The following is a 16,062-nucleotide window of genomic DNA, read 5'->3' on the forward strand; positions in this document are numbered from 1 at the left end:
TCCAGGTGTAGCCTTTGGTGCGCTCCTCACCCTCGGGAGTGACATCCGCAATGATGGACCGGGTGGGGTTGAACGAGATGTTGATCGACAGGTCCAGTACCATGGAGATCAAAATGGCGATACCGAGGATGGCATCCAGACCGAGACCCGCCTGAATGACGCCGATATTGGGCAACGCCAGAAGCATCAGCGAAGCAAGCACACCGCCAACCACGATGAACGCCCGGCGCCGGCCGTTCCAGATCCAGACATTGTCGCTGATGATTCCGATCACCACCTGACCGATGATCCCGGCAATGGGACCGGTAGCCCATACCAGTCCGATATCGGTGATCTCAAGGCCGTACTGATAGGTGAGAAGCCAGCTCAAAGCGGCAATCTGGACCGAGAGTCCGAATCCCATCGCCGTGGCCGGCAGGGCCAGCAATGCGTAAAATGAATTGGTCAGGTTTTTTTGAATACTCAGCATGTGGAATATGTTTAATGGGGTGGCGGGCAGTACGGACCGGTGCAGAAGCGCTTCCATACCTGACTTGAACGTTGAGGGTGTAAGCGCTTACCTCGCCGGGCAGACCGCTCCGCAAAAGGGCTGCTGTGTTCGGGTTGGAGTAAAAATACAATGCCCCGGTTAATTGACAAAACCGAATATTTTCAGATTACCCGGGTGATCAGTTTTCCGGGTAGAGATCGATACCGGAAAGCGTACCGGTTGGCGGGGCACGATGCGAATCCAGCAGCCGGGACAGGAGGTCCTCCAGACAAATCGACTCAAATGGCAGAAAAGCCAGTGGTTCGCTGGTGACCATTGAGCATGGTCAGGGGTTCTTTTTTTTTTATATCTTGCACCGAAGTATACGGAACGGGTATTGCAATCCGCGGTACTCACATCTCATGAAATAACCGGGATGTTGCCGGCAGAAGCCAGGCCGCAAGGACAACCCGCTTTCAAAATGATCGCATTGAAAACGAGCTGCTTATGATCTCCAAGGTCACGATTTACTTCATGCTGAGCGTCCTGACAGGCGCCGCCTTTTCGCAACCCTCCTCATCCGATACCCTTGACGACCCGCCTGAGTCTGTCGCGCAAGAGAGTCCGTCACCGCAGGAGTGGCACGTGGAAGGCGACCAGTGGGAGGAATGGCCTACGCGCACGATCCGTTTTGATACGGATGAAGGAACCTGGATGAATCTTGATGTGAGTCCGGATGGCCGGTATGTCGTCTTCGACCTGCTTGGAGATATCTACCGGGTTTCGTTGAACGGCGGTGACGCGGAACAGCTCTCCGGCGGCCCCGCGTTCGATATGCAGCCGAGGTACAGCCCCGACGGCGAAACCATCGCCTTTACCAGTGACCGGGGCGGTGGAGACAATGTATGGCTGATGGATGCCGACGGATCCAACCGGCGGCAAATTACCAGCGAGTCGTTCCGATTGCTGAGTTCCCCCTACTGGACTCCCGACGGCAACTATGTGGTTGTCCGAAAGCATTTTACCGATACCCGTTCGCTGGGGGCCGGTGAGATCTGGATGTATCATACGGGCGGCGGCACCGGGCTCCAGCTTACAAAAAAGCAAAGCTGGACCTCTGATCAGAACGAGCCCGCCGTCTCTCCCGATGGAAGATGGATCTACTATAGTTTTTCCGGCCCGTTTGACTACAATCGCGATGTGCACGAAGGTATTTTCCAGATCAACCGATTTGACCGGCAAACCGGCAGCATTGAACCGGTTACCAGAGCTACCGGCGGCGGAGTGCGCCCCACACCATCACCGGACGGCAAAAAACTCGCTTTTGTGCGGCGAATCGGCACCCGATCGGCTCTGATGATCCGTGAGATCGACACCGGCCGCGAGCGGGTACTATTCGATGGCCTCGACCTTGACCAGCAGGAGACCTGGGCAATCCACGGGCTCTATCCGGCATTCGCATGGACTCCCGATAGCGACCGGATCGTCATTTCGTTTGACGGCCGTATTCACGCGATCTCGGTAAATAGCGGTGGCGTGCGACCCGTTCCGTTTAACGCCGATGTCCGGATGCATATCGCCGATGCCGTCTCTTTTGAATTTCCGGTTCCGGACAGCCGGTTTGAAACGCAGCTTGCTCGCTGGCCGTCTGTTACCCCGGACAACGAGTATCTGATTTTCCAGGCCGCCGGCCACATCTACCGCATGGCCTTGCCGGATGGAAGCCCGGAGCGCCTGACCAACTCCCGCGACTACCTTGAATACGCGCCATCGGTGTCAAGAGACGGCCGCCATGTGGTTTTTTCCACCTGGGATGATGAAAAAGGCGGCCATGTCAAGCGGGTGCGTATCGGCCGGCCGGGCGATGTCGAACGGCTCACGCGGCAGCCTGACCAGTACGCCAACCCCGTGCTGTCGCCCGATGGAGGCCGCGTCGCTTATCTGCAGGGCAGCGGAATTGTGAACCGCGGCAAAAACATGAGTTCCGAGTTTTTTCTGAATATCAGAATTACCGATCTGGGTTCCGGCGAAACCACTCACGTGACCACAACGCCCAACCGGGGCGCCAACAGGCGCATGCCCCGGATGCAGTGGAGCCACGACGGCAGCCGCTTGTACTATTTCGAGAACGACGAAGGGGTCACCAAACTGGCTAGCATCAAAACGGACGGCACCGACAAGATGCACCATGTTGTGAGCGAAACCGCCGAGGAACTGGTTCTTTCGCCGGATACCCGTTATCTGGCCTTCAAGGACCGGCACAACGTCTATGTGACCCCCATGCCCCGCGCCGGCGGAGAGCCGCTTGAGGTCTCAGCCGGCAACACATCCATCCCCACTCGGCAGCTCACACGATACGGCGGCGACTGGATCAGCTGGTCGAGGGACGCCCGTCGGCTGGTTTTCGGACTCGGCAACACCGTGTACCGTCAGGAGGTGCGTCCGCTGTTCGGGTTGCACGGCGAACCGGAGCAACAGCCGGAAAACCGGGACGACTGGCGCGTCGGAAACGCGGTGTACAGTCCGGAGGTGATCCCGGTAACGCTAAGGCTGCCGGTGGCCAAACCCGAGGGGGTTACCGCGTATCAGAATGCGCGAATCATCACCATGGACGGGGATGAAGTCATTGAAAACGGCACCATTGTAGTACGGGACAACCGGATTCTGGATGTCGGTCCCATGGAGGAGGTGACTATCCCCGATGGCGCTCAACTGATCGACGTTTTCGGCAAAACCATCATGCCGGGCATAGTGGATGTGCATGCCCACATGGGATATGTGGCCCTGGACATCACCCCTAACCGCCTGTGGGAATATGAGGCAAACCTGGCGTACGGTGTGACCACCACCCATGATCCATCCGCAAGCACGCAGTCGGTATTCGCTCTGGCCGAGCAGGTCAGGGCCGGACGCATGATCGGACCACGTATCTATTCCACCGGCTTCATCCTCTATGGCGCTGAAAACCCCAACAAGGCCGTTGTCGAGAGCCTGGATGACGCCCGCCACCATCTGCTCCGCCACAAGGCGGTCGGGGCCATATCGGTCAAAAGCTATAACCAGCCCCGTCGCGATCAGCGCCAGTGGATTCTGCAGGCCGCGCGCGAAATCGGGCTCAATGTCTATCCCGAAGGGGGATCGATGCTTCAGCACAACATCAACATGATCCTCGATGGCCATACCGGCATCGAACATGCCATACCCGTTGCGCCGCTGCGTAACGATGTGCTGGCCTTGCTGGGGGTTTCGAATGTGGGATATACCCCGACGCTTGTGGTAGGATATGGCGGTATCTGGGGCGAAAACTACTGGTATCAGAAGCACGATGTGTTTGAAAACCGCCGGCTGATGCAGTTTGTCCCGCGTCATGTAGTCGATGCCCGCGCCCGGCGACGTCTGATGGTTCCGGATGAGGAATTTTACCACTTTGAGCTTGCCAGATCCGCCCGGCAGGTGGTCCGTGCCGGGGGAAGGGTGCAGCTCGGTTCGCACGGACAATTGCAGGGCCTGGCGGCACATTGGGAGCTGTGGATGTTTGTCCAGGGCGGGATGACCGAGCTGGAAGCCATCCGGGCGGCTACCATTCACGGGGCGGAGTATCTCGGCCTGGGAGGTGACCTGGGCTCGATCCGGTCCGGAAAACTCGCCGATTTTGTGATTCTGAACCAGAATCCGCTGGACGATATCCGCAACTCCGAAGATATCTACATGGTTGTGAAAAACGGGCGCGCCTGGGACCGCAACCTCTACCAGCGGTATCCAGGGGAACGCGAACGGCGTCCTTTCCGTTTTCAGCGATAAACCCGTTAAACACGGCCTTCCGATGCAGATACCCGGGCCGGTTCTCTCCACCGGTGCATGAACGTTTTTTTAAGCACTTTGATCGGCCGGCTCTCAGGAGCAGAATCCTGTCCGTCAGATTGCCGTTGGAAAAAAATCAGAAATGTATTTCATTTTTTTTGTTACCATCCGATAATACTGGAAGCGCTGATTGCCCCGGAAGGCAGGTTGCTCCGGATATGAACTGCACCTGGATGTCAATAAAACTTTTTTTTTATTACGGGCTGAGTCGCGGCAGTACCGCAATTCAGGATAATTGCATTTGGCATCGGATCGGGTCGGCCTCTCATTGAGTACCAACAAAGGAGCTGCGTAAATGCAGAAAAAACAATACAGCAAGATCCTTCTTGCAGCATCGGATGCCACCTCGGCGGCAGTGGAAGAGGAGATACTGCAGAAGCTGGGTTACCAGGTTGATGTCGTTTATTCCGGGGAAGAAGCCTGTAATGCGATTTCCACATCGGAAGATGTTGATCTTGTTCTCATGAATACGCGGCTGGACCTGGCTGAAAACGGTGCCCGTGATGGTGTCAAAGCCGCAGCAGTGCTTAGAGAGCAATCCGGCCTTCCGATCGTTTTTATCCACTCGAATTCCGATTCATCGGCACTGCAAGAGGCGGAAAAACTGTCCCCATATGGTTATCTGGATAAACATGGCTCCATGGAGGTTTGGGGTGCCGTGATCCGGACTGCGCTTCGGCTTGATGGTTTTTTTGTGGAAGAGGCTGCCATGGAAGCCGAACAGGAGTTTCAGTCTCTTTTGCAGAATATTCCAAATGTGGCTGTTCAGGGCTACAGGATGGATGGTACAACGGTGTACTGGAATCGGGCTTCTGAAACCATTTACGGGTATTCCGCCGAAGAAGCGTTGGGAAAAAACCTGCTGGATCTCATCATACCCCCTGAAATGAAAAAACCGGTATCCAGGGCGATCAGGGAGATGGCCCGAACCGGGGTGGCCATTCCTGCCGATGAACTGGTACTAATGAAAAAGGGGGGTGCTCCTGCACCGGTGTACTCCAGTCATACCATTGTAAATAAGCCCGGCCGACCGGCTTTGATGTTCTGTATTGATATCGATATCTCCGAACGAAAAGAGGCTGAAAGAAGGTCAAAATTCGAAGAGGAGCTCAGGCAATTGCTGGTTCGGCTTTCCACCGGGTTTATCAATGTGCCGATTGATGATATTGAGCCGGAGATTCACCGCTCGTTGTCTGAAGTAGGCCTTTTTACAAAAGCAGACAGCGCTTTTATTGTGGAATATGACTTCAAAAAACGGACGGCAAACTATTCCCATGAGTGGATCCGGAAAGGCAGCAAGCTGCCAGGAGTCGGTGGGAAAGAAATTTCCATGGATACCCTTGAGCCGTGTGTAGAAAAGCATAAAGCCGGCGAGCCTGTTTACATCCGCAACACCGTACAGTTGACTAAAGATTTTGCTTTGAGGCGTTTTTTGGAGCAACAAGGCGCAAAAAGTCTGCTTGCGATCCCTCTGATGATCAATAATAATGGCTGCACTGGCTTTGTCGGATTTCATTCTCAGGATGGTAATCACCAATTCGGCGAAAACGAACAGCAACTGCTGAAGGTCTACTCTCAGATGCTCTTGAACGTGATGGAGCGAAGGAAGTTTGAAGAGGAGCTTTGGAAGAGTGAGGAGAAAAACCGGCGTCTGTTCGATACCATGCCCCAGGGGGTGATTTATCAGGATGCCGATGGCACGATTATTTCAGCCAATACGCAGGCGGAAAAGATACTGGGAAGGTCGCAGAAAAAGTTGATCGGTAAAACCTCATTTGACGCCATATGGAATATGATCACCGAAGTGGGAAGTCCGGTACCCAGGGAAGAGCATCCCGCCATGCAGGCAATTCTGACAGGACAGGCGGTAAGCCCGGTTGTTCGAGGCGTATACCATCCGGTGCTGAAAGAACATGTCTGGCTTTCTATTACCGCTGTGCCGCTGTTCCGTCGGGGTGAAACGACCCCGTACAAGGCATATGCCATGTTTGAAGACATCACTGACAAACGAAGGACAGAGAGGAATTATCAGAGCTTGTTCCAGGAAATGCTGGACGGATTTGCCCTGCATGAAATTGTTCGAGATGATACGGGGACTCCCGTTGATTACCGCATTCTGGCAGTGAACCCGGCATTTGAATATATAACCGGACTTAAATCCGAGGAGATCATCGGTAAATCTGTGCGGGAAGTGTTACCGGAAACCGAAGCCCAGTGGGTTTACGAATACGGAAGAGTGGCCCTCACGGGGCGTCCGGCCTATTTTGAGAACTATTCGTCCGAGTTCGATAAGTATTTTGAAGTAAAGACGTTTTGTCCGTCCGAAAACCAGTTTGCCTGTATATTCGCGGATATCACCGACCGTAAATACAAGGAGTCTCTGATCCGCAAGAACCTCCAGGAGAAGGACGCGATGCTGGCCGAAATTCATCACCGCGTTAAAAACAATCTCGCGGTTATTTCCAGCCTGCTTCGGCTCGATGCCGATCGCTACATGGATACCGGCAGCGGCGAAGTATTGATGAAGGCCGAGAGCCGCATCCGCTCCATGGCTTTGATTCACGAAAGTCTCTATCAGGCCGACTCATTTTCGGGAATTCGTTTTGATGAGTATTTAAAAGCATTGGCAGGTCATATCCGCTCCCATTATTCCGGATTGAAAAGCGGGATCACCATCAACTACGAGACCAGGCCGGTTACCATAGACATCACCCGGGCCATTCCCTGCGGCATTATTTTTAATGAATTGATTACCAATGGATTCAAGCATGCGTTTCCCGACCGGGAAGAGGGTGTTATCTGCCTGGAGCTGGGTACCGACGGGGCAGATATCGTTTTAACCTACCGCGATAACGGCATCGGCCTGAGTGAGAAAATCGTCAAAAATATCAAAACGGGAACCATCGACTCGCTCGGAATACAGATGGTGCAGGGTTTGGTCCAGCAATTACGCGGCAGGATGACGGTCGATATTTCTACGGGTACCCGCATTGAAATGCGGTTCAAATCGCATGTATCCGGATCAAGCGTGAGCCGGCATCGTATTCATAGCGGTTCGGAGAAAGTTTCCTTTGATCTGAGAAGCAGGTAATTCAGCCGGGAACCACTTCATTGCGCGGAAGCGCATGTATTTTGTAAAAAGTACCCGGAAAGCGGGATGTTTGGGTGAAAGCCCGGATTTGTGTTGAATCCGACCGATGCTTTCAAAAAACTACTGCCCCATCCATTTACGGAACTCCGTCACACGGTCGCGGCTAACGATCTCCTCTCCACCCTTTGCATCTTTCAACTGCACGCTTAGCCTGCTCCCCGAATAAACCGTAATCTTTTCGACCGAATCGATGGAAGCGATACATTTTCTGTTCAGCCGGAAAAAGTAATCGGGATCCAGCATTTCTTCCAGCTCGGTCAGTGTATAATCCACAATACGAGCCTTTGCGTCACGGGTATGCAGCAGCGTCACCTTGTCCTCACTGGAAAAGCGGGCGATCTCCTGAACGCTTATGCTTTTGATGATGTCGCCGCTTCTCACCAGAAAGCGGGTTTTCCAGGGGCCGGTCGTGGCCGCGAGCATTTTCTTCAACTGCCGGACATCCAGGCTTCCGTATTCCGGGGATGTTGGGTTGTGCCATCGGTCCCGCTTCTGCAGTGACCGGCGCAGCTCCTCCGGGTCGATCGGCTTCAGCAGATAGTCCACAGAGTTGAGTTTGAACGCCCGGATGGCGTATTGGTCATATGCGGTAGTGAAGATGATGGGCGCGGAGGTATCCACCTGTTCAAAGATGTCAAAGCTCATGCCGTCCGCGAGATGAATGTCGCACAGGATCAGGTCCGGGGCGGAATGTGACCGGAGCCAGGCCACGGAATCTTCAATACTGTCGAGGGGCCCCAGGCACCGGGCCTGCGGCTTCACCTGCTTAACGAGTTTCTTTAATCGCTCGGCCGCGGGCATTTCATCTTCGATTATCAACAGGTCCATTGGGTTTCAGGGCGGGTTAAACTGTGTCATGTTTTATGAATCACCTGTGTGCAGCAGAGGCAGGGCGACCCGAAACTCCGTCTCGGTCTGTTCAATTCTGGGTTCTCTCCGTGTGAGCAGCGCGTAGCGCCTTTTTATGTTCCGCAGGCCCACCCCCCGGGACTCGCCTGAAGGAGAACTGCGGGGCCGGCGGGTATTGGTGACCACCAGCTCCTGATGATCGGTGTCCACGGTGATCCGAAGCGGTTTGCCGGTACTTGCGGCATTGTGTTTGACGGCGTTTTCAAGCAGCAGTTGCAGCGATAGAGGCGGCAGCAGAAGGCGGCGGATCTCTTCGCCGGGCCGGTTCAGCTCATACACCAGCCGCTCTCCGAACCGGATGCTTTGAAGCGACAGATAATCTTCCGCGAAAGCGAGTTCCCGCTCCAGTGTCACCAGTTCTTCGTGCTGCACATCCAGCAGGTACCGGTAGATCTGGGATAGTTTCCGGATGAAACGATCCGAGGCTTCCGGATCGTCATGGACCAGATGGGAGAGGGTGTTGAGCGAATTGAACAGAAAATGCGGGTTGAGCTGGTCCACCAGTGCACGATAGCGTGCATCGGCCAGCTCTGTTCGAAGCTGTTCGGCTTCGACCGCCGACCGCCTCCACTGCAGCAGCCAGGACCGCGCGATGAATATCGAAATGATCACCAGAGCGATGCCCATCGTCAACAGCACATCGGAAAAAATCATCCTCCAGGAGTAATCGATAACAATGAGCTGCCCCTCGGTTACGGCCACATACAGCGATAGCAGCACATAGCCGATCACAAAAACAAAAGCCAGGTAAGACAGGGTAGTGAGCAGCAGGCGGAGTACCGGCTGCTCCAGCCAGGAGAAGCGCGACTCAAAGTAACGGTCAACCCGGTCGCCGCCCCAGCTCAGCGCCGAGCTCATCAGAAACGAGAGAGAAAACAGGGATAGAAGCCGGGCGGTCTGTCCCGGTTCGAAAAAGCAGGAAAAACAGATAAAGGCGGTTACGGCCAGCGCGATTCCGGCGTTGATCAACAGAAACGGTCCCGCCTTCCCGAACACCCTCTGACCGTAGTTGGCCCCGGGGGGTGCCGCGTCATTCCTTCCGGACACCGTTTCGGCCCCGGAATCAGGATCCGGAGCCGTTGCGGAAGGATTGGAGGTTCTGTCCATTGTTAGCCTGTTTGTTCCGGTTATACCCCCGGAAGATAGGGGAGAATTACCAATTTTGAAGCATTTGGAACCGTTGGCGCATTATTCGCACATGGAGGTTAACTGGTTGGCTATAAGCCGCCCCCAATTCGGTGCCAGCGGATCGTTCTGAAACTCCTGTTCATGATCAAACAACTGGAACGTATTTCGGGCCACTTCGCAGGGTCCGTCTGTAGATTGCCCGGTATAGGATGCGGTCGCGTACTGCATCCGGGCCATGAGCGCCTGGGCTCTGGGGTTCTTCTCGTTCATTTGGATGGCTTCACCGAACAGTTTAAATACCCGGGGTGACAATGTCTGCCCGCGTTCTGATGGACGAAGACTTAACTGGCCCATCATTATAAAACCTTTCAGCACGGTGATCTCGGCACGTTCCGCAATCTGACTTTCCGACACCATGCTTTCCGATTCGCCAGCAAGTCGTTCGGCCTCGGTAAAAAAGGCGTCCTGTTCATCCGGATTTTCGCCGGGCATATAACCCATCAGAGCGTACGCCAGTGACGCGTAGTACGGCGGATGCCAGCGGTCCGGGTGACCCTCTGCGATGCGCAGGAATCCGTTTGCGGCCTCGCGCATTTGTTGCCGAGAGCCGTTTTTCATGGCTTCATCCATTTGGCGGTTGAACGATTGCATGGCCTGGATATATTCCTGGTCGGGTTTGGGGGTGTCGGGGGCGCTGCTGTAGACGTCTGCGACATCATTGTCGGCTTCAATCCCGAATGCGATGGTTGCATCATTGTGATATCGGGCGTCCGAAGATAGCGGATCGGCATGGTTGGGGGAATTTGCGAAGGAGTGGAGAGGGCCTGCTGAGAGCAGGAGCACAATAATCAGTATCATGGTTTTCATGGATCCGTTTTTTTTTGGATTAGGGAGGTAATCAGTTACAGGTTGTTGAGTTGATTGGCGGTTTTGTCACCGGAAAAAGTCCAGAAAAGACCGACCAGGAAGAATCGCGGGGCGGTTTGACGCACCGCCTGACGCTGTGTACTTCCCGATGTATCCATGATATACTCATATCCGAAGACATTGTTTCGTCCGGTTACGTTGGAACATGCCACATGGATGATGATGTTGGGCCGGGGCAGGTAACTCCAGCTCAGGCTCAGGTCGGCATAGGTGCGGGTGCGGGCGTTCATTTCACCGGGCTGACCGGGATCGGTGTAGGGGTATCCGTCATTCAGGGTGAGTGAAAGTCCGGGCTGGGATTGCAGTTTCGTAATAAATCGCTTGACCACCAGTGATCCGTTATGTCGGGGCGCAAAGGCCGGCTGCACCCGGCTTTCATACCCGCCGAATTGCCTGCGGCTGTCGATATAGCTGTAACTGATCCAGAAATCGGTGTTGGTGAAACTGCCGGTGTCACGCATCAGCACATCAAACCCCCTGGCCGAACCACTTCCGGTTTGCGCGATATCGTGATACCGGAAACGGGAACCACGGTAGGTGGCAAGTTTGTCGTACTCCTTGTGGTAGGCTTCGATGCGGAAGGTGCGAACCGTACTGCGGTATTGGTAGTTCAGGATCAGGTGACGGGATTCGGATACCGCCATATCGGGCTGCACCACGTGCAGCTCCTCATCCGGCATCTGGTGGAAGGTGCCGGCCGCCGCGGAAACCTGACCGAGTCCGTGGGGCAGCTCCCATGCCATGGAAAAACGAAGTGGCAGCCACCATTGACCGGCCAGGTCGCTGTAAGCGACACGCAGTCCGGCGCGGACCGTCAGCGCATTGCTGAAGAGATAGTCGACTTCCGCGAAAGCGCCTCCAAGCAGGCCGGACAGGCTTCGCTCCATGTGTTCCGGGAGGATTTCTTCACGGTACCGGTTTACAAAGGCCTCGGCACCTGTTTTGAGCAGCATCCGGTCGGCAACCTGATGATCCGCCACTACCTTTCCATGAAGCTGCTGTTGCCGGACTCCGAGTTCCATGACGCCGGCACCGTTCTCGGCAGCGGAAAACACAAAGGTGTCGTTATTCAGGGAAGCGGAAAGGCCGCCCCGGATGACGCGGCCGGTACCTGCGCGGCGGAACGCGAACTGCGTGTAGGTGTAACTGTTGTCGATCCGGAGGTGATCGAAGCCGGAACTGGCGGGGCCATGGGCACCGTCCCGGTCCCACAGGGATAGTCCGCCCGACTCATGGTGGACATATCCTTTAAGCAGGGTCAGGGACGATGGCTTGTGACGCGCTGCAAGGGAGAAATCCCGGCTGAACGGACTGCGGTCCCACTCCAGATTTTGCGGGATGACGCGGTGGAAGGGGGTGAGGTCGGTATAGTTGGCGGAAGCGATCAGGCTGCTGCGACTTCCTGTTTGTGTATGACGCAGGGATCCGCCGACGGAAAGAAGTCCGGCGTCGGTCTGGGTGCGCAGGGGTTCATCCACCGAATGCAATACCAGGACCGAGGAGAGGGCCTGGTCGTATTCCGCCGAAAAACCGCCTGTACTGAAAAAGGAACCGCGAAACAGGTACGGGTCGAAGCGGGTCCGGGTCGGCACGTTGTGTGGAGTGGTGCCGTAGGCGTTGCCGATTCGGAGCCCGTCCATATAGATGCCGGTTTCGGTCGCGTCCCCACCCCTGACGAACAGCCTGCCGTCGCTGCCTGAAGTGCTGGTTCCCGGCAACGTTTGAAACGCGGTGGTGAGGTCACCCATCGCCGAGGGGGTGGTTACAATGTCGAGTGGCCGCAGTACAACTGCCCGGCTCTCTTCGGAGGCCTCCATGGTGCCGGCGGTGATCGTTACGGCAGACATCCAGGTTACCGACTCTCTCATGACGGCGTCCACCCGGATGTCGGGGCTAGCAGAGTCCAGGGTCTGGTCAGGCGGCAGCGACACCGGTTTTTCCACGCTGTTGAACCCGAGAAACTGAAATACCAGAATATGCTCCCCCGTTGCTGTGGTCGAAAATCGGAACCGGCCGTTTTCATCCGAGGTAGTTCCGGTATAGGTGTTTCTGAGGTAGATGTTTACGCCAGGCATCGGTTCTCCTCCGGAATCCGTTACGGTTCCGCGGATGACGGCCTGCGGAGGTACACCGTCCGTTTCGAAGAGTTGGGTGTGACCGAATTCCATTTTTGTGGAACTGGTATGGCCGGTTGACGGAATGCTGCTATCAGCGGATGCCAGTGCTCCGGTGGCACCGCCCTGATGGGAGAGAAGCGGAAGCAGAGCCAGACAAAGGGTCAGGAGTACGCTCATCGTTGAATTGGAGAGGTTAAAGGTTACCGGAATCTATCCCGGAACGGACTCCTGCCGGAAATAAAAACGATGAATGGTTGGATGGGCCGGATGAACGGGGAATTCTGGGGGATGAATCTGCCCGAATTCATGTACCGATCGCTAACCCGGAAATTTCGGAGCGAACAGGCTGTTGGCAAAATCGTCAAACCTGTAGTGGAGCTTGTTTTGCAGAAGTGGCAACGCAGATGTATCTTGCATGAAATCAACAGGATGATGGCATGCAGCCGGGGGCTGTCTCAACAAATGCGGGGGGAATATGGACAGGAACAAGATATTGCCTATCATATATGTCAGAGGGTATGCCGGTAGCAGTGGTGCCGTGGAGTCGACGGTTGACCTGCCATATTACGGCTTCAATCTCGGGAGCACCAAAGTGAGGGCCGGTGTGGACGGCGAACCGGGCTTTTCCATTTTTGAGAGTCCGCTCATCCGCCTGATGAAAGATTATGGATATGTGGACTATTTCGTCCGGTGTGATGAGGGTGTCCTGGAGCTGCTCAGGGAGCAGCCCGGTGACGAGTATCCGTTTTCCTCTCTCTGGGTGTATCGGTACTACGATATCACCTCAAAAATTATGGGAGAGGGCATTCGGAAAGAGATTGAAGTGCTGGCGCAGAACCTGGGCACGGTAATAGACGGGGTGCTGGAAAAGACCGGAGCACCCCAGGTGTATCTGGTGGCTCATTCCATGGGCGGACTCATTTGCCGATCGCTTATTCAGAAATTCTGGAGGGAACAGGCCGTCGGAAAAATCGCCAAACTGTTCACCTACGGCACTCCGCACAACGGCATACATTTCCGGAAAGGGCTGAATTGGGCGACGGTGGTGCGCGACGCTTTCGGAATCAACGACTCGGACACGTTCGGTCTGCGGAGAATGAAAGAGTACCTTGATCTTTCCGGAGAGGAGGCCAACAGTCTGGAGGGTCGGTTCCCGGTGGAGCGAGTTTTTTCCATGATCGGTACCAATTATCAGGATTACGATGTTGCCGGGGGATGGAGCCGCCGCGCGGTGGGGCCCGGCAGCGACGGACTGGTTCAGGTTAAAAACGCCTATGTAAAAGGCAGCAGCCGCGCCTATGTCTACCGGAGCCACAGCGGGCCCTACGGCATTGTGAACTCGGAGGAGGGGTATCAGAACCTCCAGCGTTTTTTATTCGGTGATACCAGTATCCAGTTTGACCTGGTTGGTGTCAGAATAACCGATTCCTATCCGGATCGTGATACGCTGCGCTATCTGTTGCTGGAGACCAGGGTGTCGATCGCCGGGGAGGATATCACCATGACCGGGCAACTTGAAGAGCAGGGGTCGGGTACGGTTGTCGTTCCGGATGAGCTGGCCGCGGGCAGCGAGACCCTTTTCCGGACCTATCTGGCGAAGTCACAGCGTGCCGGAAGCAGCAGATATTCGCACCTTCAGATCGAAATCAAAATCGTACCCAAGCATGTCAGGGACCGGAAAATATGGCGAAACCGGCGATATTTCGGCGAGTATCTGTTCCACAAAACCCTGACGATCGGAGTGGGTGACCCCGATGCGCAAGGCCGCCGGAAAGTGCGATACGCATGGAGCGCACTGGATGCCGATATTGAAGCCAGGCCGGGCCGGCTGCTGGATGATGGCACGCTCGACATCCCGCTCAAGTCACACAAATCCGATTTCAGGTGGATCAAGAGCGGAGTACTGAGGATATCGGTCAGGCAGGAGTGACGGTCCGCGATATGAGGCTCAGGTTAAACCTGCAGCGGCTATGCTCCCTCTGAGAATATGGCGAGGCAACCATTTTTTGTTGTACCGAATCGTTATCTCGTTCGTTTGAGCCGCTGGTTATTGGCCAATCATTTTTGGAATGATTGTTACAGGTTCAGTTGTAAACTCAAATTCATTTAATTTTTCACCATCTTGTAAGTAGCGTACAGAGAATTGAATATCAGAAGTTTTTGACGGACTGGATTGTAATAAAAGAATCAATTGATCCGGTACATTCGGTTCTTCAGCGATATAATCAATGAGATTGATACGCCCTGGACCTTCACGCATATACAGAGCATAAACTTCGAATAGTTCAGCAAGATTTTCTCCGGCAGGATATTCATCACTGAAATCTTTATCACTATAGATTTGAATATCTAAAATCTTGTCATCCGAAACGGGATCTATGGGAGAACACGCGTAAGCACTTTGAATGAATTGAAAGTTTATTTTGTAAAATACACTCGAATAGAAATATTCTTGAACCGGATACATATTAATAGCAAATTCATCAAATTGAATTGAATCGCTCTGAATTATTGAAAGCTGAATAGATATGGATGATGAATCATAATGAGTGACTTTTTTAATTGATGTTGTAAAATCAGTCACTCGAAACTTATCAGGAAAAGGTCCGCAGTTCAAGTCAGTTGGTGTGTTACAGGAAGTTGAAACAAAAGTAAAGAATATCGCTATACCGACTATTGATAAGATCGTTATGGAAATGCATTGATTTCTCATAGGATTTGTTCTTTGATGTATGATTAGGCAAATAACGGTACAGGTTTATGAAAAATTCACCAATAACGAAAAAACTCATAAATTAAAAATAAATGTGCATTGGGGAAGCTTGCAGGGAGGTCCGGTTGAATAAAAAAGAAATGATCCGTGCTGGATTATCTCAAATCATTTAAATGCAAGCTAAATTGCAAATCAATTATTTGATTGCAAAATAATTTGATGAAGCTGATCTAAATCTTCTATAAGCCTCAAAAGATTTTTGGGTAATTTGGATTCATAAGGCATATATGTTAAGACTGTATCTGCGACGCCATCGTATGTTAATATAATCTGATGAAAGTCTCCGTCAGTCATGAATTTATCCGGTTGATAATGTCTTTCATATCGACTAAAAAAAGCAAAAGAGTTTGAAAGCATTTTTTGTTGATCTTCCGTTAACGTTATTGAAGTATCCCTGATTACTTCTCCGCTTGCATGGCCTGTTACTTTTGCACTGGCAATACCCGAGGAATGGACAAATAGTTCGGATTTATGTATCCATCCTCCAAACCTGGTGTATTGCACTTCCATTTTTTCAAATGCAAGAGGTTCGCTCGGTTGACTGGAATCAAGCAAATTGCAACTGACTAAATACAAAACAGAAAAAAACAGCCAAAATGAAACCAAAAAGCGGTGATCTTTTCATAGTGCCTCAAGCTGAATGTGATTAATTCAATACTTTTACCGGTTTTGAAATGACCAAGAACGATATCCTTTGTGGCGCCAATTATAAATTGAGAGTAAATTA

Annotated in this window: 11 protein-coding genes; 3 read left to right on the top strand and 8 right to left on the bottom strand. The window is 53.4% G+C overall.

Going from position 1 to position 16,062, the window contains the following annotated elements; genetic code table 11:
• Together QA596_12550 and QA596_12555 are read right to left on the bottom strand one after the other, a co-directional pair.
• Nucleotides 1-469, bottom strand: a 469-nt coding sequence (locus QA596_12550) for an MFS transporter (protein ID MDG5768286.1), incomplete at its 3' end; no start/stop codon positions are given.
• 199 nt (nt 470-668) lie between these two features.
• On the bottom strand, nt 669-806 hold the full coding sequence (locus QA596_12555) for a hypothetical protein (protein MDG5768287.1): 138 nt from the start codon (nt 804-806) through the stop codon (nt 669-671).
• 170 nt (nt 807-976) lie between these two features.
• Between QA596_12555 and QA596_12560 the strand changes: the two genes are divergently transcribed.
• Both QA596_12560 and QA596_12565 read left to right on the top strand, forming a co-directional pair.
• Nucleotides 977-4,270 carry an amidohydrolase family protein gene (locus QA596_12560; GenBank protein MDG5768288.1) on the top strand — a complete coding sequence of 1,098 codons (3,294 nt, stop codon included), beginning with the start codon at nt 977-979 and terminating at the stop codon, nt 4,268-4,270.
• A gap of 355 nt (nt 4,271-4,625) precedes the next feature.
• Nucleotides 4,626-7,421 carry a PAS domain S-box protein gene (locus QA596_12565; GenBank protein MDG5768289.1) on the top strand — a complete coding sequence of 932 codons (2,796 nt, stop codon included), beginning with the start codon at nt 4,626-4,628 and terminating at the stop codon, nt 7,419-7,421.
• Nucleotides 7,422-7,541: 120 nt separating this feature from the next.
• Here the strand turns inward: QA596_12565 and QA596_12570 are convergent, their stop codons facing one another.
• From QA596_12570 to QA596_12585, 4 genes are all read right to left on the bottom strand, one after another.
• Nucleotides 7,542-8,309, bottom strand: a complete 768-nt coding sequence (locus tag QA596_12570) for a LytTR family DNA-binding domain-containing protein (GenBank protein MDG5768290.1) — start codon at nt 8,307-8,309, stop codon at nt 7,542-7,544.
• 33 nt (nt 8,310-8,342) lie between these two features.
• On the bottom strand, nt 8,343-9,497 hold the full coding sequence (locus QA596_12575) for a histidine kinase (protein MDG5768291.1): 1,155 nt from the start codon (nt 9,495-9,497) through the stop codon (nt 8,343-8,345).
• An 81-nt stretch (nt 9,498-9,578) separates the two neighbouring features.
• On the bottom strand, nt 9,579-10,385 hold the full coding sequence (locus tag QA596_12580; protein MDG5768292.1) for a hypothetical protein: 807 nt from the start codon (nt 10,383-10,385) through the stop codon (nt 9,579-9,581).
• A gap of 35 nt (nt 10,386-10,420) precedes the next feature.
• On the bottom strand, nt 10,421-12,739 hold the full coding sequence (locus tag QA596_12585; protein MDG5768293.1) for a TonB-dependent receptor: 2,319 nt from the start codon (nt 12,737-12,739) through the stop codon (nt 10,421-10,423).
• A gap of 298 nt (nt 12,740-13,037) precedes the next feature.
• Between QA596_12585 and QA596_12590 the strand changes: the two genes are divergently transcribed.
• The gene (locus tag QA596_12590) at nt 13,038-14,492 is read left to right on the top strand and encodes a hypothetical protein (protein ID MDG5768294.1); all 1,455 of its coding nucleotides are present in this window, start codon (nt 13,038-13,040) and stop codon (nt 14,490-14,492) included.
• Between the two features lie 117 nt (nt 14,493-14,609).
• Here QA596_12590 and QA596_12595 read toward each other — a convergent pair whose 3' ends face one another.
• Both QA596_12595 and QA596_12600 read right to left on the bottom strand, forming a co-directional pair.
• A complete protein-coding gene (locus QA596_12595) occupies nt 14,610-15,146 on the bottom strand; it encodes a hypothetical protein (protein MDG5768295.1) in 537 nt (178 codons plus the stop codon).
• A 321-nt stretch (nt 15,147-15,467) separates the two neighbouring features.
• The gene (locus tag QA596_12600; protein ID MDG5768296.1) at nt 15,468-15,890 is read right to left on the bottom strand and encodes a hypothetical protein; all 423 of its coding nucleotides are present in this window, start codon (nt 15,888-15,890) and stop codon (nt 15,468-15,470) included.
• Between the last annotated feature and the right edge of the window lie 172 nt (nt 15,891-16,062).

It is taken from the genome of Balneolales bacterium ANBcel1, from assembly GCA_029688905.1.
Taxonomy (GTDB): domain Bacteria; phylum Bacteroidota; class Rhodothermia; order Balneolales; family Natronogracilivirgulaceae; genus SLLW01.